Origin of the sequence: Pedobacter xixiisoli (assembly GCF_900215335.1) — a bacterium.
In the GTDB taxonomy this organism is placed as follows: Bacteria; Bacteroidota; Bacteroidia; order Sphingobacteriales; family Sphingobacteriaceae; genus Pedobacter; species Pedobacter xixiisoli.
This window is the reverse complement of record NZ_OCMT01000001.1, coordinates 1,502,475-1,521,958: the sequence shown is the minus strand read 5'-3', so window position 1 is coordinate 1,521,958 and position 19,484 is coordinate 1,502,475. Positions and strand designations below refer to the sequence as shown.

The following is a 19,484-nucleotide window of genomic DNA, read 5'->3' as shown; positions in this document are numbered from 1 at the left end:
GCTACCGTTGGCAGCGGGTTGACGGTGATGGTGTAGTTTACCGTTGTGGCACATCCGGTGTTGTTATCGGTTACGGTATATGAGATTACCGATGTACCGCTTGTTTTTCCCGTCACTACTCCCGAAGCGCTGATGGTCGCCACGGCAGGAGTGGCACTGCTCCATGTTCCGCCTGTTGTGGCGTTGGTAAGTGTCCTTGTGCCGTCTACGCATACCTCACCTGTACCTGCTATCGCAGCTACCGTTGGCAGCGGGTTGACGGTGATGGTGTAGTTTACCGTTGTGGCACATCCGGTGTTGTTATCGGTTACGGTATATGAGATTACCGATGTGCCGCTTGTTTTTCCTGTCACTACTCCCGAAGCGCTGATGGTCGCCACGGCAGGAGTGGCACTGCTCCATGTTCCGCCTGTTGTGGCGTTGGTGAGTGTCCTTGTGCCGTCCACGCATACCTCACCGGTACCTGCTATCGCAGCTACAAAAGGTTTTGCGTTGATCGTAAAACTTACAGTTGCTGTAGCTGTACCACCATTACCATCACTCGCTACAATATTAAAGCTATCTGAACCTGTTTGTCCAGCGGTTGGTGTATAGGTATAAGCACCAGTTGATGAGTTAACAATTGCTGTTCCTTTTGTAGGTGCAGTTCCCGATGCATATGTTAAGCTATCTCCATCCACATCTGTTGCAGCGGTAATAGTTCCTGTTTTAGCAGTTGCCTCACAAGTAGCATCCGTATAACTTGTCTGGCTAAATACTGGATTGTCGTTTACAGCCGTAATGGTAATGTTTACATTTGCAGGAGTAGTGGCATAACTTGTCCCGTCAAAGCCATTCCATTGGAAATTAGTTGTCCCATTCCAATTCGGAACAGGTGTAAAAGTAATCTTGCTTAAATCTGCTGCAGTTATTTCATCACCAGCATTAATATCTACACCATTTAATTTCAAAACTCCATTAGATGGCAGGTTTACAATTTGGATTTTTGTTAAGCTATTTCCATCTAGGTCTGAAAATTTACTGGTAAAGTCTACTGCGGAAAAATTGATAGGCGTATCTTCTGGCCCTGTTTTACTAATATTGCTAACTACAGGCGGATTATTTGGAGTAATCGAAATATTTACGTTTGCCGGATTCGCCGCATAGGCTTGGCCGTCATATCCATTCCAGCTAAATACAGTGGATCCCGTCCAGTTTGTATTGGGTACGAAAGAAATATTACCTAAATCAGCATTATTGATTTCTTGGTTAATGGCAACAGGCAATCCATTTAGCAATAAAGTTCCGTTTGTTGGTAAACTTAATACTTGGATTTTAGTTAAGCCTCCGTCAATATCGAAAAACTTATCCGTAAAATTGGCTGCAGTAAAAGGCACTGTCACATTTTGTGGACCTGATTTTGTAATATTTTGTATGCTCGGGATACCATTGACATCGCTAAGTGTAATATTGACGGCCGCAGGAGCAGTGGCGTAAGTAGTGCCATCAAAACCATTCCAATTAAAGCTTGTACTTCCACTCCAATTAGGAGTAGGAACGAAGCTGAGTTGAGATAAGTCTGTAACATTAATCTCATCCCCGCTGGCAACTGGGCTACCGTTATACATCAATACACCTTCGCTGGCAAGAGGTAGTGATTCGATTCTAATCTTGGTCAGTGCATCTCCATCTATATCCGTGAACTTAGAGATAAAGTCTGAGCCTGTAAATGGCACGTTGGTATTCTTCGAGCCTGTTTTGGTTATGGTAGCCACAATTGGTGGATCATTTACTGGCGTAACGGTAATGTTTACTTTTGCGGGAGCTACCGAATAGGCCAAGCCATCAGTTGCTTTCCAACCGAAAGAGGTATTCCCGTTCCAATTAGCCGATGGCGTAAAGGCGATATTGCTCAATTGTGCGGCAGGAATCTTTTGCCCTGGCAATATTGGGTTGCCGTTCAACTTCAATGAACCATTTAACGGGAGGTCGATAATTTCAATTTCTGTTAAAGGATCTGCATCCGCATCCGTAAAGTGGCTCGTAAAATCACCAGCATTGAAATTGATGATTTGGTCTTCTGGTCCTGATTTTTGGAAGTCACGTACTGTAGGCACATTGTTGATATTGATTTGAACCGCAAAAGTATAATTACTTCGAGGTACATTTGGGTCGTCATTAACAATGCTGATACTAGCTGTATAAGTGCCTTTTGAAGGGTAAGCATTAGTATTGAAAGATACGATGAAATCAGTAGTAGCGTTACTTGTTAATGCTGTTGTACTTGGTTGTGTGCTTACTGAAAAACCAGCGTGGCCCGTAATAGTTACTTTATTAGTTGGTGCGGTTAAGTTTATAATGCCTGTGCCCACATTCTGGATAACAAAAGTATGATTTACATTTCCGGTGTTGCCAGCGACGTTGCCGTAGTTTGTACCATCAGGGATGTTGGTAGTGTTAACACCATCTGTAATTGTGATACCATTGCCTGTTACATTGATTTGTGGATTGGTTAATATTTTTATTGTAGTATTAGATGCTGGACCATTTTCTACACCATCATTTAATATCGTAGTAACGATGCGGTCTGAAGTATTAGGGGAAGGATTGGTTGTTTTAAATTTTACCAATTTTATGGCTGTAATATAATCCGTTTGTGCACCATTACCGGTAATGGTAAGTGCACCTGTTGCCGAATTGTAATTCCATACTAATCCTCCAGGCAAAGTGCCGTCTACAAATAGACTTTCCGAAGCATTTCCATCTGGTCTGTTGGTTAAGGTAATTGTGGCCGACTGTAAGTTGTTGTTTTCGGGATCGACGATGATCATATCGTTATCTGCAATACGAGTACCAGCACTACCTGCTGTAAAGTAATCCAAATAATTATTTGCGCTAGTGCCAGAACTTCTGTCTGGATCTAGATTTACGGTAGGGCAGTTGTTTACATTAATTGTAGCCTGAAACTTGTTATTGCCATAGTCGCATTCAATACGTTTGTCAGATTGGTTTTTAAGATCGCTTAATGAAAAGGGTGTTCCTATCGACTGGTTTAAATTTGGCGCAAAACTCCCATCATCATTTAAGATAACTGTGATAGGTATGTTCAAATTGCTATAAGCACTTAAATTTAAAGCATAGGTGAAATCTTGCTCTTGTAATGAAGGCAAAGAGGTGTTAAAAACAACTGCATCAGTCAACAATCTTTTTGCATTTGGATTGGTAGTAGGGTCTCCTTCATAAAATGATACTGGAATCGACCCAGGGCTTTCGCCCGAACCAGGGTTTGAGATACGTATCTTCGCTTTTACTTCCTTGCAATCCGCTCCTTTAGTAAATGATACATGCGAAGTGTTAATAGCCAAATCTGGACGGGAGCCGAAAAAGTCTAATGACATTAATACCTGATATTGGTCATGAACCAATGCCATTGTATTGGTTATTTTAATCTCACTTTTATCGGGGGAGAGCTTGAAGAACAGGTCGTACCTTGCAGTTTCGCCAGTAAAAAATTTCCCAGTAGTTCCAGTATTGTTTCTGGCACTGTTTCCATTCCCTGCTCCATATAGGGGTAAATTCTTGAAAGCAAAATTATCATCTCTTCTAAGTGTTCCACTATTAAAACCGACTTGCTGGTAATAAAATCCGTTGGCAATTCCCGCTTCTAAGTCTAGTACAGCATATGCCGCCATAGAATTTTCATTGTCAACACGAGCAGAGTTATTTGCATTACCTGTTTGGTTAAAATAGATAAATCTAGAACCAGCTGGAATCTTTACCGTGACCTCTTTCGAACTTATGGATGTTGGAGCTATAAATCTTGTTTCGTTATCTATGAATTCGGCGCTTGTGGGCTGATTGATACGGGTATAAAATTCAAATGTATATACGTCATCAAAATCTCGTGCATATTCTCCGTCCCTTACAATGTGAAGGTTATTTCCGCTAATGTATATCTTTGGATTGTAACGGCCTACTCTTCCCAGTGTAGTGTTTTTAGATGTGTAATCGCCGGTGAGATATGCGGGTGTCGCAAAGAAATCTCGTAACTCTTCTATAGGTCTATCATTTATTACATATGTAGAACGATAGGATGCCACCCCACCGTTGGCTACGGTGATAAATCCGTCCATCATACCTTTGTTCACATCCACTGAAAAGCGCATGTTACTATAGCCCTCTTCGGTACCTCCACCTGGATCTGTATTGCTGTTGTTATTTCCGTTGGTACCCTTACCAGAAATAAAGATGATGTTGGTGCCTGCTGGTACAGGTACGATCAATTCGCTATTTGTTGCAATATTAGATGTGTTTAGCAATGATCTGGAATCGAAGCCATTGGGGTTTAGTGAGCTTACATCTGCAGATATAAATTCTACATAATAGGAAGTATGTATTGTTGTATTACTTTCCTGTATAGTTAATGTATTACCACTAACTGATATATTAACATTATTCAAGATAGGACTACTTACATCATGTCCAGAGAGTGCCTGAGAACTTGCCCATGTGCCTAAATCTACATTCCTCCAACCATAAAGATTAGTTCCGGCATTCTGTGTATACTGAGCGTAGTTCAAAAAACCAGATGATTTTCTTGTTTTCAAATTTACAATGGCATTGATAGTAATATAATCCTCATCGGCATCATCATATTTTGCAGAGGTGGCCGACTCTCCGGCACTCGTCCAACTTGCAAATGGCCTGCTGTCATGTGAGCTTGTATACACCATGACTGTCGCTGTACCTACAGGTATCGTGAATGTTACTGGAGTTGCATTGCCACCTGCTCTATATTTTGCTTGAGAACCTAAAAGATCGGCTCTTGCACCACCTGTGGGCGAACACATACTGAAAGGTAGTTGTGCGACGGCTATTGTTGAAACAAATAAAAAGATAAGGTTTAAGACAACCTTTACGAGATTTCTCTGCATACGAACGAAGATGAGTTTTTGAAAAAAAAGATAAGACCAAAACGGTTAGATAAATAAAATATATTTCGATAGAAATTCGAAAATAGACTATTGATTGGAGTGTTTTTTGGCTATAAATGAGACGAAAACGTAGAATTTTACCATATTGGTGCGTTAATTTTTAATAAAAAATATTTAATAGCAAAATTAACTTAAACCTAGCGCTAAGAAGTGAGTTGTTTTGTAGAATTAAAACTACAGGTTGTGAAATGGTAATATTTTTTTGATGAGTTCGGATAGGTTGTCCACGTCCAGCTTATTGAAAACCCTTTTCTTGTAGGTGCTTACCGTCGACATCTTAAGATCAAGCATATTTGAAATTTCTAGGTTTCCCCTTCCATTTGCGAGTAGTTTAGCTACTTCCAATTCCCTGTCTGAAAGTACGTCCAATTGATTTGTGGAAGATGTATTGTTAAAGCGAGGCTGTGCGATGAATGAAACATCACCGCTGATGAGCCCGCGGATTGTTTCTTTAAGAAGATCATGTGAAGCCTCCTTGTTGAGATACGCATCTGCACCCGCAGTTAGGTAACGTGCCGAGTATATCTTTTCAGGGTATGAGGTAAAGATTAGGATTTTAGTATCTGGATACTGTTGCTTGAACTCGCTTACCGAACGGATGTTTTCACCTCCGGGCATATCTATGTCAAGAATCAACAACTGTATGGAATGTTCTGCAAGTATTTTTTTTACTTCTGGATAGCTGCTGGCTTCATAAGGAGTGAAATTTGGATACATTTTTTTTAGAATGAGGTTCACTCCAAAACGTATGATCAGGTGATCGTCAGCTATGATTATGGCAGGGGCCGTTTTTCTGTGCATTAAGCTTTTAACGATGAGAAATTGCAAATAATCGATTAATTTATAAAAAAATAACGAATTGAACGGATAATTATTCTCAAAACGAGTATCAGTTCTTGCTGTTTTTTAGTTTTCGTATGTTATAAACAAAAAAACTATTTACCTTAATCAAAAAGTAGCTGAGAAATTGAATTAATATGAAAAGTTCTAAAAATGAGTGTGTTATATTTGTTGAACAGACTTTCGTATGGGTGTGAAAACAGGCCTATTTCGAATCGAAATAGGCCTGCTCGAGATAAACTTCTTTAGGTTTGTGAAAAAACACTTTTACGCTTCTGGATTGAATCTTACCATCATCTGGACTGTAGCAGTTCAATAGCTTCTATGTTTCCTTGTTGTACCGCAAGATCCGCAGCACGTTGCCCTCTGATATCGCAAATGTCTGTATTTGCTCCATTCAACAAGAGCAGGTTGACTATTTCATTCCTTCCAAACATACTGGCAAACATCAACGCGGTTCCGCCGTTTCCATGTTGTTGGTCAAGCACTGCGCCATTGTTAAGGAGCAGTTCAGTGATATCAGCATATCCCTTAAATGCAGCTCCCATCAGTGCGGTATTACCGCCATCATCCGCAGCGTTAACATTTGCACCATGGTCTAATAGCAACTTTGCCGCTGCCAACTGATGGTGGTAACAGGCTAGGATAAGGGGGGTATAGCCTTTCGGGTCTCTTTGATCAAGATCTACTTTTCTTGCGATCAATTCCCGTAATACCTCAATATTGCCGATCCTGGCGGCATGCATGAGCATTTCTTTTGCGAGTTCCATATCTGGTTTGGTTTAAGGTTATGCAGGTACGTTTCTTGCCTTTTCTCGGTCCCAGTTGCGATGGGCTGCAATAGCGTTAATAAAATTTTTAATCATATCGGAGGTATTGCCAGTAAGGAGTGCCGAATCTTGCTTGGCCTTGTCCTTCTCTTGAGGCTTTATATTAGAAAGCGCCATCAGTTCCTTTGCATTTCCGGCAAGAGCAATAGCTTTACAATGTTTGTAGGCCTGGTTAAGGAAATGTAGGGCTTCTGGCTGGGCACTTAATGTTTTTATGCTCTTATCCCCATCGGGTACAAAAATGGCATCATAGAAAACAGAAGCAGATGTTAAAAGGCTCTCGTCTATATTTAATTTTTCCTTGCCCGCAGTGATACTTCCAAGTTTCGGCGCTATGAACTCTATGGTTGCACCTGCCTTCTCCAAAGCCTTCTTCATCTGGCTTATGCTGTCCGCATCTGCACCATCTGCTACCAAAAAGGCGATCTTTCTGGTTTTGATCGTGTCCTTTGTCGTGCCGGACATGCTGAGTGCTAGAGAATTTTTGATAATAGGTTCTTTGTCAATTGGCTCGAAATCCTTTGGATTGCCATCGGCCGGTACACTAAAATTTAGCTGCGCTGGTTTTGCAGGCAATTCCATCCCCAGATAATCAGCCACCTGCTGGGCCATATTCTTGTCGATCTGTATCAATACAGATAGCATGCGCTGACGGATAACGGGAGTTTTTACCTTTCCCAGTTCAAAACAGAGTGCATCAACAATATGTTGCGCCTCTGCCGCAGATTGGCTACGGAAAAAAAGCTTGGCCTGGCTAAAATGATCGAAAAAGCTTTTGCTCCTGGCACGTATCTTTTTAGCGTCAATCCTTTCGGTATGTGAACTGAAGCCACCGTCTGCTACTTTTACCTGATGGGGAAAATTTTGGCCGGTACTATTTGGCCCATAGCTGGTTTTGCCTACGTTGATGGTCTGGCGCATATGGCCATCTCTTTGATTATTGTGAACTGGGACGATTGGGCGGTTAATGGGAATCTCATGAAAATTGGGACCCCCCAAGCGGATAAGTTGGGTATCGGTGTAAGAGAACAGCCTGCCCTGTAAGAGAGGATCGTTGGTGAAATCTATCCCAGGTACCACATGGCCTACGTGGAAGGCAACTTGTTCGGTTTCAGCAAAAAAATTATCGGGATTGCGGTTGAGGGTCATTTTACCGATGCGCTGTACTGGTACCAATTCTTCCGGTATTAATTTGGTAGGATCCAACAGATCAAAATCAAATTTATGCTCATCTGATTCTGGTACCACCTGTATGCCCAGTTCCCATTCTGGAAAGCTTCCGTTCTGTATCGCTTCCCAAAGATCACGTCTATGGAAATCTGGGTCTTTTCCAGAAATAACCTGCGCCTCGTCCCAAGCTACCGAATGTACGCCCAACAATGGTTTCCAATGGAACTTTACAAAATGGCTTTCGCCCTTTGCATTGATCAGCCTAAAGGTATGTACGCCAAATCCCTCCATCATACGGTAGCTACGCGGAATGGCCCGGTCGCTCATGGCCCACATTACCATATGGGCAGACTCGGGCATCATAGAGATAAAATCCCAAAAAGTATCGTGCGCCGATGCCGCTTGTGGCATTTCATTATCGGGCTCAGGCTTTACGGCATGGATCAGGTCTGGGAATTTCATGGCATCCTGTATGAAAAATACGGGCATATTGTTGCCCACAAGATCGAAGTTGCCTTCTTGTGTATAGAATTTAACAGCAAAGCCACGTACGTCCCTGGCCAAATCGGTAGAGCCTTTAGAACCAGCGACCGTCGAAAAGCGTACAAATACAGGCGTTTCGCTCTCCATTTCATTAAGGAAGTTTGCCTTGGTCAATTCTGGTATGGATTGATATAACTTAAATACGCCATGTGCACCAGCACCACGGGCATGTACGATCCTTTCTGGTATACGCTCATGATCAAAATGTGTAATCTTCTCCCTTAGGATAAAATCTTCCAATAAAGTAGCACCTCGATCGCCCGATCTCAGAGAATTCTGGTCGTCATTGATTTTTACGCCATGATCAGTTGTCATTGGTTGCCCCTCAGCGTCCGTTTGATGAAGAGATAGCTGTGAAATTTTTTCGTTTCCTGGTAGTTTGGCCTGTTCTGGGGTAAGTGTTTTCTTTGCCATTGTCTTTAGTTTTTGTGGTCTATATCTATTTGGTCATGTAGTAACAGCGCAGCAACAATTTGCAAACCCTATTAGTTTTTATAGAAAGTATATCAGGTATTCTGAGTGCTAAATACGGTTGGTTAATGAACTTAACTATTTTTTTACGAGTTTTAAGCCATTTTTTAGTGTTGTAACCGGTTTTACAGTATCTGTTTCAATGGTTTGATTTTTAGCTCTACAATAGATGTTCTTTCACTTTGCGAAAGCACATAAATCATACTCTGTGCAATATCATCTGATATCAGCATTTCCATAGCCTCAATTCGTCGTTTTTTATCTTCTTCGGATAGTTCCTGCATGTCAGTATCTACAGCTCCTGGTTCTATTAAAGTAATATTTATGCCTTTCGTATTAACTTCCTTCCGCAGTGATTCTGCAAACCCTTGTATGGCAGATTTAGTGGCTACATATACAGATCCTCCCGCTTCTCGTTCATCCGCACTCATAGATCCTATATAGATAATGTGGCCTTTTTCCTGAGGTAACATTTCCTTCAGCGCATAATGGCTACAGGCCAGATAACCCATTACATTGGTTCTTATTACATATTCCCAATCTTTGTAGTCTCCCTCAGTAATAGCACCAAAGCCTAAACCAGCATTATTAATCAAGATGTCTAGTCCGCCGAACTCTTCTTTGACAGTTGAAAATACTTTTTCAATATCTTCTTTCACAGACATATCGGCGACAACACCCAATACCTTAGTCTCGTTATCATCATGTTGTATGGCTTCTAGCGTATCTTCAATAGCCTGCTGATCACGGCCTACGATAACAATGTTTGCACTGCATGCCGCCAGCTTTATGGCAACTGCTCTGCCTATGCCTGTTGTTCCGCCAGTGATCAGGATCCGTTTTCCTGCAATTCTTTCAAGATTAAATATATCAGTCATTGTTACGTTTAATGTTTAGTAACAACCCAGCGGTGATGATAGAGTTTGCGGGTTAAATACCTTTTTGTTTGATCATAATACCTGAAAATATTTTAAAACTGTGTATATGATATATGGATGGATAGCGATTGACGCGTATTTGTTCTAACAGATGTATCGATGTCAAAAAAGAAAAAACTGATGAAAATGAATGTATCGAAGGAGGTTTGCGTTATTAGTATAGAAAAGGAAGAAGAGATTCGGTAGTGTAGGTTGATAGATGAAAAAAATAAGTCCGTCGCCATGGCTAGTCATAAACTAAAAATGCCCCTTACCGTAATCAAAGCATATATACAACTGGTTGGTGTGTCAAAAGATGATTGTAGCGACCGGATAAAGGGCTTGATTGAAGATAGATTTCAGACAGCAAAGTTTTCCAACTTAATTCAGCAAACGCTTGATATTTCAAGCATATAAGAGGTTGTATCGCTTATGAGATGAAAGCGGTAAATTAAAATAGTACCATGGATGATGTATATTTTGTGACTTTGCAGATCGATCCGTAACAATTAGAGCAGGTAATTTCAAATCTGTTGGCCATTGCTACTAAATACTGATGTTTTTGTGAAAATACTTATTACGATGCTAAACACCTGTTTATAAGCTTTAAAATACCTGATTATGTTTTTTAATGAGCTTTTTATACCACTATACATTTTATTTGTAGCCATATAGATTGGTATAACAACTTTTAAATTGATGAAAAAAGGAGTAGATTTAGTTCAAGATCTTATTCCCCGACAGAAAATAGGGAGACAGATTGACGTCGTTGAGGAACGTAGATTTAATAACGAAGCAGATGCTATTAAATTTTTTGAACTAGCTCGCTATAGATTGCTGGATATTAACAATTGGTATTCACTAGCTGGCAATAGTCTCTCTAAATTTCAATTAGTAGATTTATTTGGCAATCCAGTTGAGCGTTTGGCCAGAGAAGGTGATTATATAAAAATTGATATACCTGGACCTGGAACAATACTAGGCGGCGGTTATGATTGGGTACTGATAGAGGTAATTATTGCTAAATCGGCACCTGGGATGGACTCGCTCGCTTTAAGGGCGAGGCCAACCGCAAATCCACTGTCAAAAAAAATGGATACTGCACATTTTCTTACAGAAAAGGCCACTTCAACTTTTCAGGTAAAACGTATAGTGAACAATGTTTATGCGGAAGAACACGGACGTAATGAAAAGGCCAATATCCATACCGAAGCAGTTGTAGATAATATAAGAAACCTGTTGGTTGGATGGGCTGCTTCGTTAGGTCTGTCTTATCCACAGTGGAAATTATTGGTTAAGGGAATATTGGAAGGCCAGGTATAGTTCAATTGCCTTTTCTTTTGATATTGAACATTTTTTAGAGCACCAGATTTTCTGTAGTTAATTATCTCCTTTTTCTTAGAAAAAGGAGACCTTAATAGCTCGTTTATATTGAACTGTTCTAATTCCCATTCAAAGAAAATGGAAGATTAAGTCAATAGTAAAATGTACTACGAGAATTGGACAATTTGAAATAAAATAGCGTTGCTATTTTAGCCGAAATACACAATGCTATCTCGTCTGATGAATGATGTCGGTTACTACAATATCTAGCTCCTCTGTAGAACTGATGAGATGGGAAAGAAGCTGCTCAAATTCTTTCTGATCTATAGGGCCTGCTTTTATAAGTTCAATAATTCCAAGTATTTGTGATAATGGTTTGCGTATTACATGCGATTGTAAAAACGCAATCTCTCTCATCTTTTTTTTCTTTCTAGCTATGGTCGCAATATATTCTGTTTCTGCGGTAATGTTTCTAACTATTGCTAAACGTACCGAAATACCATCTAGCTTTATGCTACTTACGTACATATCGGCAATTATTTTTTCCCCAGTCTTGTCTATATGTGTGCCTATATAATGTGCGTTGTCTTCCGATAACCGATTTTTAAATTCCACTTCCGTACAATCTGCTAGATTGTTTATCTTCATATTAAGAAATTCTTTTTTTGAATACCTATATTGGTTAATTGCAGCTTTATTTATGTTGAGTAAATGCAGACTTGAAGGGTTGTATATGAGTATTGGAAATGGATTCAAATAAAAAAGACTTTTGTAATGGGTGGTAGTTTCTTGAAGCAACTTTTCTCTCTCTACTTTCTCCTTAACTTCCATTTTAAGTTTGGCGGATAATCTCTTAGATTTTTCGATCGTTTTCTCAAAACCATCAGTAATATAGATAATGACTGATACCATTACCGAATTAACAAAAATGATGTTGAAAGTGAACAGTATCCACCTAATAGAAATATCGCTATTGTATATATTGAGTTTGTGCATTGGAAAACCCTTCATCTGTGCGATAGTAAAGCAAATGCATATGGTAGCATTCAGTGCTACAGACAGATAGGCAGCTTTTTTATTTAGTAGCAAGGTGGTGATTACACTTGATAATAGTAAATAGATTGTTCCGAGTAGAAGCGAGTGCAACGTAATAATCTTTACTAGGGAAAAGATGATCATAATGGCTATTCCAAAATACTTCTTAGATTGGATAGTTGTTTTTTTACTGATTACCACTAATACTACAGATAGAAAAGCGACAAGGTCAACGATAGCTGTTAAATAGTTGTAGTCGAAATATTCTATAATGATCGATACTGTAAGGGGAAACACAGCTGTAGGAAAAGCAAACTTTACAATTTGGGTGAAAACCCTGTCCTTCCAAATCTCCGATTGGCTCCGGTTTGTCTTTTCTGAATAGGTCCTATTTTCGATAAAATTACTGTAGCTGCTCCAAAGTTTTGTTAAATGGTTACTCGATAATTTTTGTATCATCTTTATAATCTATGCTTCTGCTATATATATAATATTTTTTTGTTTTTCTAGGAAAGATTCGTGGCGTAAAATAATAATAATAATAATGTGAAGTTATTGGTTATTCAATTTTACATCTTAGCGTAAGAAATTATAGATTTCGATGAAAGTAGCTAGCACATGCTATTACCAAGGCGAGTACCGCAATTGCATGTAATCTATATTCTTGTAGAAGGTAATTTTTTTTGTTTAATACGCTTAAAATCAATTAATTGATATGAAGACTAACGTGTCGATTAATAAAGTATCAAAGTAAAGGCTGCACTTGTTTTTTGTAGCCTTTATTTTGATGCAGTTTTAGTTGCCAGATAAGTTCGAAAAATAATATTTTAATGATTTTATTTTAACTACAGTAAGCTGTTTTTGCGCCAAAATTGCTCATTTTGGAGTTTTTAGCTTAAGGCTATTATCTCAAATGCCATTAGGCGTTTTGTATCTTTTTGCAGATTTATGCTACTTGCTGATTTATTACGTTTTTGGCTATCGTAAAAAGGTAGTTAGAGCCAATTTACTGAACTCTTTTTCAGAAAAAAGTATTGACGAAATCATCACTATCGAGAAGAAATTTTTCAAGTATTTAACTTGCTTGATTGTAGAAGTAGTTAAGATGGATAGCATATCCAAAAGCGAACTGAGAAAACGTATAAAGTTTAAAAGAGATGAGCATTTGCTAGAAATGCTGATGCAATAAAAAGGCCATTACAATTTCTCATAATGGCTCTATTTATTTTCTTAATTATTTTATAGTGTACTTTTCAGAAGTAAGCATTGGTAATTCATTACCTAGCATTCTAATTATAATCTCTATAGCACTATCTGTAGGTACATAAATTTTGTCCTTTTCAATGTACTTGAAGTTGATTACTGTTGCCATTTTTGTTACTTTCAGTATCTTGATTTTCAAATCTTTTACATTGATTTCAGTTAGCTTTTCCAATCTTGCAGTCTTGGCATCAATATGTAGTGTATAAAGACAATCCTTCAAAAATTGATGGTCTTTATCTAATGATGCGGGGTCATATTGGTAAGAAACCTCTAGCATGGTACCGTCATCTTTAGTTATCTTTAAAGTGTTTTCATCAATCTTAAAATCTAACTTCATGTCATGCTCTTTAACAAAAGCCTTTTGTTCACCTTTAGAGGGTGATTTTCCATTTACAGACACAAGAGTACATTTTAAGGAGTCTGGTTCATTTGGATTAAAGTTGGAAATGTAGACCTTGTCTTTTTCGTTTAACGTAACTGTGCGTTGAACTTCATGAGCATATTTCTCTAGATTAGCTTTAAAGTTAGTGTTGAGTACATCTTCGCTAACGTTATATTTTTTAAAAGCTTGTAGTACTGCGCTTTTTTGCGCAAAAACGGAAGAACTACATAAAATTAGTGCTACAAGTAATTTTTTTTTCATGAAATTGGCCTTAATATGAATTTTAATTTATTTACGATATAAAGGAGAACGTTTCAGTAGATATTGGAGTGGACTATTATAGCTACCATCCGTATTTGAGAAAAAGGCTTTATGGCTTTGGTTATAGATGCTCGCATTGGTGTCTGTATAAATGCTCAGGCTTACCGAAACATCATAACGTTGTTCCGCATTAGAAAAGGTAGAACCATAAGTGTTCACCTTAGTGACCTTATCATTCCCATTTCTCTTTACATTCGTGTTCGAATTGTCGCTGGTATAACTGCTTTAAGAAGCTTTGTTCTGTTTTACAGTTCCATCTATGATATATTCTGTCCCTAAGATATTACAAAGCTCATTCATCGTAAAACCAGTAATATTATCTTTGGTTACACCCGCTTTAGCCAATAGTGCATTGGTAGTCCTCGGATCTAAAAGCGTGTAGCCGGCAGAGTGTTGCGATAAAAAACCATAGGCATCTTGTTGAGCACTCATACCTATCTCATCTGCACCAGGTTGGTTTTCGATCAGGAAATGAAAAGGAAGAATGGCAATTTTATTGTGGTGATCGGCTGGAGATCCCTTCATCACTACCTGATCGCTCTTGCGCACATCAGAAGGTAAGGGAGGCTGGTTAATGGTTTCTACTCTTCCGCTTGAGTGGATAATTTTTAAAATGTCTGATTTCTTTATCGTGTATTCCAGTGTTTCGCCACTGTAGATAAAGGTAAGTTCTGTGTCGTTGATTTTGGTGATTTTTCCCTTCATTTCATCTCCATTTAGTTTGAGGATGACATCAACTTTTTCGTTGGTTGGGTTTTGGGCAAAAGCATTGATAGAGAAAAGCGTTGCCAGAATTAACAGGAGAGTTCTGTTCATGAGCTTGTTATTTTAATACTATAAAATTAGCTTTTCGGAACGAATAATTACACTTTTCAAGAATATTTATTTACTTTCAACTCATTAAATTTAGGTTAACGATTTCTGCTATCTTACAGTACGACATGCGATTAAAGCTATTCCGTATATTATGCTTATTAACTTTGCTAATTTGCTTTAGCCACATTGTTAATGCCCAGTCTAATAAAACCTCTAAAAAAGACACCACTAAATTAATTGCGAAAGGTTTTGTAGCCAGAATGCAGGATTTTGCAAAGCAGTCGGCAATAACTAGTGCAGCAGATTTGCAGGAAGATAGGGCGGAGCAAATCCAAGAAGCCACCATTGTAGAAATTAAGAAACATCTGCAAAAAGCAAAACTCTATCTTAGAACAGGCTTAGATACGCTAACTGCAAAAAATGAATTATCGTTGATAGCAGCACATGTTACGCTAGTAAGTGATGGATTGTTTAGTCATAAAGATCATACACAAACCTACAGGAACTTAGTAACCACAGAGAAGATACTAAAAGTACTATTGAACAAGTGTACCCTTCAAAAGAATAAGCTAGATAGTTATAAAAAGCAGCTGTCGGTTTTCAAATACCAGATGGATTCTCTTGCCAATGTGAGAGAACTTTTAGCTTTTCCAGAAGACTCGGTAAAGCTATCGAAGTATATGCAGGCTTTGTCTGCCCTTTCAAAAGAAGTGGCGCCAATTGACAGTGTTTTAGATCAATCTATATTGCAGACACAAGCCTTACAAACACAGGCCAATCTGCAGGCTTACAGTTTAGAAAATAACCTGGATGAAATTGCATTGTATCAACGAGAAATGTCCAAACATTTTTTTAAAAAGGAATTTGCGTTCATTTGGATGTCAACAGAACATATGGCTCCGTTTAGTCACATCATCAATTACTCCATAGAAAAAGCTAAACTAAACCTTCAATTCTACAGCAGCAGTAATTTAGGCATCGTATTAACCATCTTGGTTTTGTTGGGTGTGTGTTATGCCTTCATCTTTTCATTAAAGAAAACTTACAACAAAGAAATTGAAGAAAAAGAGATCAAAGAGGAGCATCTAATTTTAAAGTATCCGTTGATATCCGCTTTTTTTATGATAACAAATTTAGCTCAGTTCCTTTTTAGCGCACCTCCATTTATCTTTAGTTTGATCTTTTGGTTGGTTGCTGCTGCTGCGCTTACAATTTTAATGAGGGGCTATATTTCTAAATTTTGGATGTTTGCATGGTTGGCAATGCTCTCGTTATTTGTACTGTCTTCGTTAGATAATTTAATACTTCAGGCTTCGGGAGTAGAAAGATGGTATATGTTCCTGCTATCAACAGCTGGGATAGCAGTAGGTACGGTAATTTTTAAAAAAGATAAGCGTGATGAACTTCGTGAAAAACTAATTCTGTACGCCATAGGGCTGATGATCTTGTTAGAGATTTCATCCTTAGTTTTTAACGTTTTTGGAAGCTACAATCTTTCGAAGGCATTATTGGTTGCTGGTTATGTCAATGTCATCATTGCCATCATGTTCCTTTGGACTGTGAGACTAATTAATCAAGGCTTGCAATTGGCTTTTGATCTTTACGCTAGTCAAGATAAGAGCCTTTTCTTTATGAATTTTGATCGTGTGGGGCAAAGAGCACCCGCATTACTTTATTTACTGCTAGCCATTGGTTGGATCATCTTGTTTGGTCGCAATTTTCCCGCTTACGCTTTTTTGGTAGAGCCAGTTAGAGATTTCTTTTTTGACCAACGGGCAATTGGAAGTTATACTTTTAGCATCAGCAACTTAATCCTTTTCTTTTTTGTGGTTACCACCGCAGTTATTGTATCCAAGGTGGTTTCTTTTTTCGCATTGGATAAGCGTACGTTTTCCAAACAGCAGGAGGGTAAAAGAGGAATAGGAAGTTGGGTATTGCTCATTCGCATTACGATTATCATTTTAGGTTTATTCCTGGCATTTGCGGCAGTCGGCATCCCGATAGATAAAATAGCCATTGTATTGGGAGCGTTAGGTGTAGGTATTGGATTTGGTCTACAATCCTTGGTTAATAATTTAGTGAGTGGACTGGTTATCGCATTTGAAAAGCCAGTAAACCTAGATGATGAAGTGGAAGTGGCAGGTAAAAGCGGAATTGTAAAATCAATCGGTTTTAGAAGCAGTGTAATCACAACTTTTGAAGGTGCAGAAATTGTAATGCCCAATGGCGATTTGCTAAATTCGCATCTAGTAAATTGGTCTAGCGGCAATGGTAGGCGTCGTTCTTCTATTGTCATTAACATTATGCACAATGCCAATCTTCAACTAATTAAGGAAGGGATACTTAAAGTGCTGAACACCGATGAACGGATTTTGAAACATCCGGAACCTAATGTGTACTTTCAGGATATTACAGCAGAGGCCTTAGAACTGCATGTGCTTTATTGGACTAAACAGCCTAAACCGGTGTTGGAGATCAAGAACGATGTGATTATGGCCATCAATCAGCTGTTTATTGAAAATGACATTAAAGTGCCTTATCCTAAGCAAGAGGTATTCATCCACAGCGATACCAATGATAAACGTAGAGGCGAAAAAAATAAATAATAACGCAATATGATCAAGAAAATCTTACTTTTCACAGTCTCAGTTTTTACCTTCTCTATGGCTAATGCCCAAAAAGGAACAAATGGTATTCAGATTGGTGCCAGAGCAGCTATTCCAACTGAAAAATTAAACAAAATAGCCAATACCGGTTTCGGTGGTAGCTTAAAAGGGATGTATGGAATAGGAAGTAAAAGCAGTCCACATCAGGTCACCTTAGAAGCTGGTTATAACCGTTTTAGTCTTAAGGATTTGCCAGCTGGCGCCAGTGGTTCCTATTCTGCTATTCCGTTGTACACAGGCTACAGATATCTTTTCGGTAAAGTAATTTTTGATACACAGGTTGGTTTTTCTATCAATAGAATTGCTGGAGAGAGTGCTGCAGGTATTAAAGCCAGCGATAGCCAAACCGCATTTGGCTGGGCAGCAGGAGTAGGCTATTTGATCAATAAAGTAGAAGTAGGGGTGAAATATCATAGTTCTCATTCAGATAATGATACTTACAGCATTAAATTTGTTGGGTTTAGAGTAGGATATAATTTTGCTTTGTAGGTAATAAGAAAATTTAAATGGTATAAAAGGACGGCACTTGTCGTCTTTTTGTTTTGCAACTTTGTTTCTCGCACTTATCTACTTATTGCTGAAAATTGGTGGATGCATTGCCTGCATTTTGCTAATAAATGGATTAACAATTATTTTTTTGATGATAATAGTATAGGTTTCTAGAGGTGAATTTACATTGTTATTAAACGGTGTATTTGAGCAATCGAGAGGCTTGAAGAATTTATTAACGCTACTTATTTTTTATGGGATTGATTTTTCAATTTTGTGGCCTTTCGGGCGCAGGAAAAACAACGCTGGCCAATGCTTTGTCTAATGAGCTGCAAGCTAAAGGCTATCGCGTGAAGGTGATTGATGGAGACGTTTATAGGCAAACTTTATGTAAGGATCTGGGGTTTAGTAAGGCAGACCGCATAGAAAATGTAAGGCGGTTGGGAGTTTTTGCAGCATCCCAACGTGAGGACTTTGACTTCATATTCATTGCCGTCATCAATCCTTATGAAGAAGGGCGAGAGGTACTTGGATTAAGCTGTAATGCCAAGCTAGTTTGGATAAAGTGTGATATCGAAGTGCTGATTAAAAGAGATACTAAGGGACTTTATCAAAAGGCTTTGCTTCCAGATGGACATCCAAATAAAATCTACAACCTTACGGGCTTGAACGATGTTTTTGAAATTCCTGTTGCTGCGGATCTGGTTATTGATACCGATTTGTTGAGTATTGAAGACAGTTTGTGTGTTGCTGTTGATTTTATGATTGGTGATTAATAATTATAACGAAATAAAAAAAAAACACGCCAATGTAGGCTGGGGAATTGATTGCCAAAATGAAAACTGAGCAAGTCTAAAGCCTGATGTTACTACTTTAAGCAAACCCAGTTCACCATATGTGGGAAAGGCTGTACGCCAAGTCGTTCTGCATTTTGTTCGTCATAAGTCAATCCATAATATTGTAGCATAGGTACGCCTATAAACCGACCTTGTTCAAAATTATCGATTAGGTTTTGAGCACCACCCTTATATCCGTTTTCATGAAAAACAACATTTGCTGGGATTTTTAAATGTAGCGTTGCGGCATAACTCCAGGCAAGGGTCATTAGTTCGGCAGATCGGTGCGTGTCTGTGTCTGGTAATTTGCCATCCAATTCACATCTAATGTGATAAGGTAAGGTAGCTAAATGACCAGCTTCATGCAGGATATCGCCGGGATGTAATAGTTTTTCGGTATCAATACTTAAACCACCATTTCTAATGTGTATTCCAGGAAGAAAGCCAGGTTCTTTTTCTACAGCAAACTCTACAGTTAATCCTATTTCTTTTAGAAAATTAACCAAAAGCGTAATTAGCTCTTTCTTTTCGTAATCGATTGCTACCGTCTGCAATTCTAATTTATTGATCAGTTGTTCTAATTAAGTATCGTTAGATATCACAAATTCT

At 38.6% G+C, this 19,484-nt stretch carries 14 protein-coding genes; 5 read left to right on the top strand and 9 right to left on the bottom strand.

Going from position 1 to position 19,484, the window contains the following annotated elements:
* The 5 genes from CRO54_RS06000 to CRO54_RS05980 form a co-directional block, all read right to left on the bottom strand.
* A partial coding sequence (locus CRO54_RS06000; RefSeq protein ID WP_179747335.1) for a beta strand repeat-containing protein occupies positions 1 to 4,829 on the bottom strand: 4,829 nt, incomplete at its 3' end.
* A 318-nt stretch (positions 4,830 to 5,147) separates the two neighbouring features.
* A complete protein-coding gene (locus CRO54_RS05995; RefSeq protein WP_097129784.1) occupies positions 5,148 to 5,774 on the bottom strand; it encodes a response regulator in 627 nt (208 codons plus the stop codon).
* Positions 5,775 to 6,106: 332 nt separating this feature from the next.
* Complete coding sequence (locus CRO54_RS05990; RefSeq protein WP_240775030.1) at positions 6,107 to 6,559, bottom strand: ankyrin repeat domain-containing protein; 453 nt, start codon at positions 6,557 to 6,559, stop codon at positions 6,107 to 6,109.
* A gap of 42 nt (positions 6,560 to 6,601) precedes the next feature.
* Positions 6,602 to 8,770, bottom strand: coding sequence for a catalase (locus CRO54_RS05985; protein WP_097129780.1), 2,169 nt, complete (start codon positions 8,768 to 8,770; stop codon positions 6,602 to 6,604).
* A gap of 182 nt (positions 8,771 to 8,952) precedes the next feature.
* Positions 8,953 to 9,705 carry an SDR family oxidoreductase gene (locus tag CRO54_RS05980; protein ID WP_097129778.1) on the bottom strand — a complete coding sequence of 251 codons (753 nt, stop codon included), beginning with the start codon at positions 9,703 to 9,705 and terminating at the stop codon, positions 8,953 to 8,955.
* Between the two features lie 738 nt (positions 9,706 to 10,443).
* Here CRO54_RS05980 and CRO54_RS05970 point away from each other — a divergent pair.
* On the top strand, positions 10,444 to 11,067 hold the full coding sequence (locus CRO54_RS05970) for a hypothetical protein (protein ID WP_097129773.1): 624 nt from the start codon (positions 10,444 to 10,446) through the stop codon (positions 11,065 to 11,067).
* 228 nt (positions 11,068 to 11,295) lie between these two features.
* On the opposite strand, the gene CRO54_RS05965 is transcribed toward CRO54_RS05970, so the two are convergent.
* The gene (locus tag CRO54_RS05965) at positions 11,296 to 12,561 is read right to left on the bottom strand and encodes a PAS domain-containing protein (protein WP_097129771.1); all 1,266 of its coding nucleotides are present in this window, start codon (positions 12,559 to 12,561) and stop codon (positions 11,296 to 11,298) included.
* Positions 12,562 to 12,940: 379 nt separating this feature from the next.
* Here CRO54_RS05965 and CRO54_RS05960 point away from each other — a divergent pair, with 379 nt between their 5' ends.
* Entirely contained in the window at positions 12,941 to 13,291 is a 351-nt protein-coding gene (locus CRO54_RS05960; protein ID WP_338065622.1) for a lysophospholipid acyltransferase family protein, read from the top strand.
* A gap of 45 nt (positions 13,292 to 13,336) precedes the next feature.
* Here the strand turns inward: CRO54_RS05960 and CRO54_RS05955 are convergent, their stop codons facing one another.
* A complete protein-coding gene (locus CRO54_RS05955) occupies positions 13,337 to 14,008 on the bottom strand; it encodes a hypothetical protein (protein WP_097129766.1) in 672 nt (223 codons plus the stop codon).
* A gap of 285 nt (positions 14,009 to 14,293) precedes the next feature.
* Positions 14,294 to 14,884 carry a hypothetical protein gene (locus CRO54_RS05950; protein ID WP_240775029.1) on the bottom strand — a complete coding sequence of 197 codons (591 nt, stop codon included), beginning with the start codon at positions 14,882 to 14,884 and terminating at the stop codon, positions 14,294 to 14,296.
* A gap of 125 nt (positions 14,885 to 15,009) precedes the next feature.
* Between CRO54_RS05950 and CRO54_RS05945 the strand changes: the two genes are divergently transcribed.
* From CRO54_RS05945 to cysC, 3 genes are all read left to right on the top strand, one after another.
* Entirely contained in the window at positions 15,010 to 17,490 is a 2,481-nt protein-coding gene (locus CRO54_RS05945) for a mechanosensitive ion channel family protein (protein ID WP_097129763.1), read from the top strand.
* Positions 17,491 to 17,499: 9 nt separating this feature from the next.
* Positions 17,500 to 18,039 carry an outer membrane beta-barrel protein gene (locus CRO54_RS05940; protein WP_097129760.1) on the top strand — a complete coding sequence of 180 codons (540 nt, stop codon included), beginning with the start codon at positions 17,500 to 17,502 and terminating at the stop codon, positions 18,037 to 18,039.
* Between the two features lie 254 nt (positions 18,040 to 18,293).
* Positions 18,294 to 18,815, top strand: coding sequence for an adenylyl-sulfate kinase (gene cysC, locus CRO54_RS05935; RefSeq protein ID WP_097129757.1), 522 nt, complete (start codon positions 18,294 to 18,296; stop codon positions 18,813 to 18,815).
* Between the two features lie 92 nt (positions 18,816 to 18,907).
* Here cysC and CRO54_RS05930 read toward each other — a convergent pair whose 3' ends face one another.
* Positions 18,908 to 19,429: a hypothetical protein gene (locus CRO54_RS05930; RefSeq protein WP_097129755.1), complete on the bottom strand. Its 522-nt coding sequence runs from the start codon at positions 19,427 to 19,429 to the stop codon at positions 18,908 to 18,910.
* Between the last annotated feature and the right edge of the window lie 55 nt (positions 19,430 to 19,484).

Excerpts from the sequence above, each read along its gene's own strand:
- CRO54_RS05995 (WP_097129784.1), bottom strand. The coding sequence starts at position 5,774 with ATGCACAGAAAAACGGCCCCTGCCATAATCATAGCTGACGATCACCTG.
- CRO54_RS05990 (WP_240775030.1), bottom strand. The coding sequence starts at position 6,559 with ATGCATGCCGCCAGGATCGGCAATATTGAGGTATTACGGGAATTGATC.
- CRO54_RS05985 (WP_097129780.1), bottom strand. The coding sequence starts at position 8,770 with ATGGCAAAGAAAACACTTACCCCAGAACAGGCCAAACTACCAGGAAAC.
- CRO54_RS05980 (WP_097129778.1), bottom strand. The coding sequence starts at position 9,705 with ATGACTGATATATTTAATCTTGAAAGAATTGCAGGAAAACGGATCCTG.
- CRO54_RS05970 (WP_097129773.1), top strand. The coding sequence starts at position 10,444 with ATGAAAAAAGGAGTAGATTTAGTTCAAGATCTTATTCCCCGACAGAAA.
- CRO54_RS05965 (WP_097129771.1), bottom strand. The coding sequence starts at position 12,561 with ATGATACAAAAATTATCGAGTAACCATTTAACAAAACTTTGGAGCAGC.
- CRO54_RS05955 (WP_097129766.1), bottom strand. The coding sequence starts at position 14,008 with ATGAAAAAAAAATTACTTGTAGCACTAATTTTATGTAGTTCTTCCGTT.
- CRO54_RS05950 (WP_240775029.1), bottom strand. The coding sequence starts at position 14,884 with ATGAACAGAACTCTCCTGTTAATTCTGGCAACGCTTTTCTCTATCAAT.
- CRO54_RS05945 (WP_097129763.1), top strand. The coding sequence starts at position 15,010 with ATGCGATTAAAGCTATTCCGTATATTATGCTTATTAACTTTGCTAATT.
- CRO54_RS05940 (WP_097129760.1), top strand. The coding sequence starts at position 17,500 with ATGATCAAGAAAATCTTACTTTTCACAGTCTCAGTTTTTACCTTCTCT.
- cysC (WP_097129757.1), top strand. The coding sequence starts at position 18,294 with ATGGGATTGATTTTTCAATTTTGTGGCCTTTCGGGCGCAGGAAAAACA.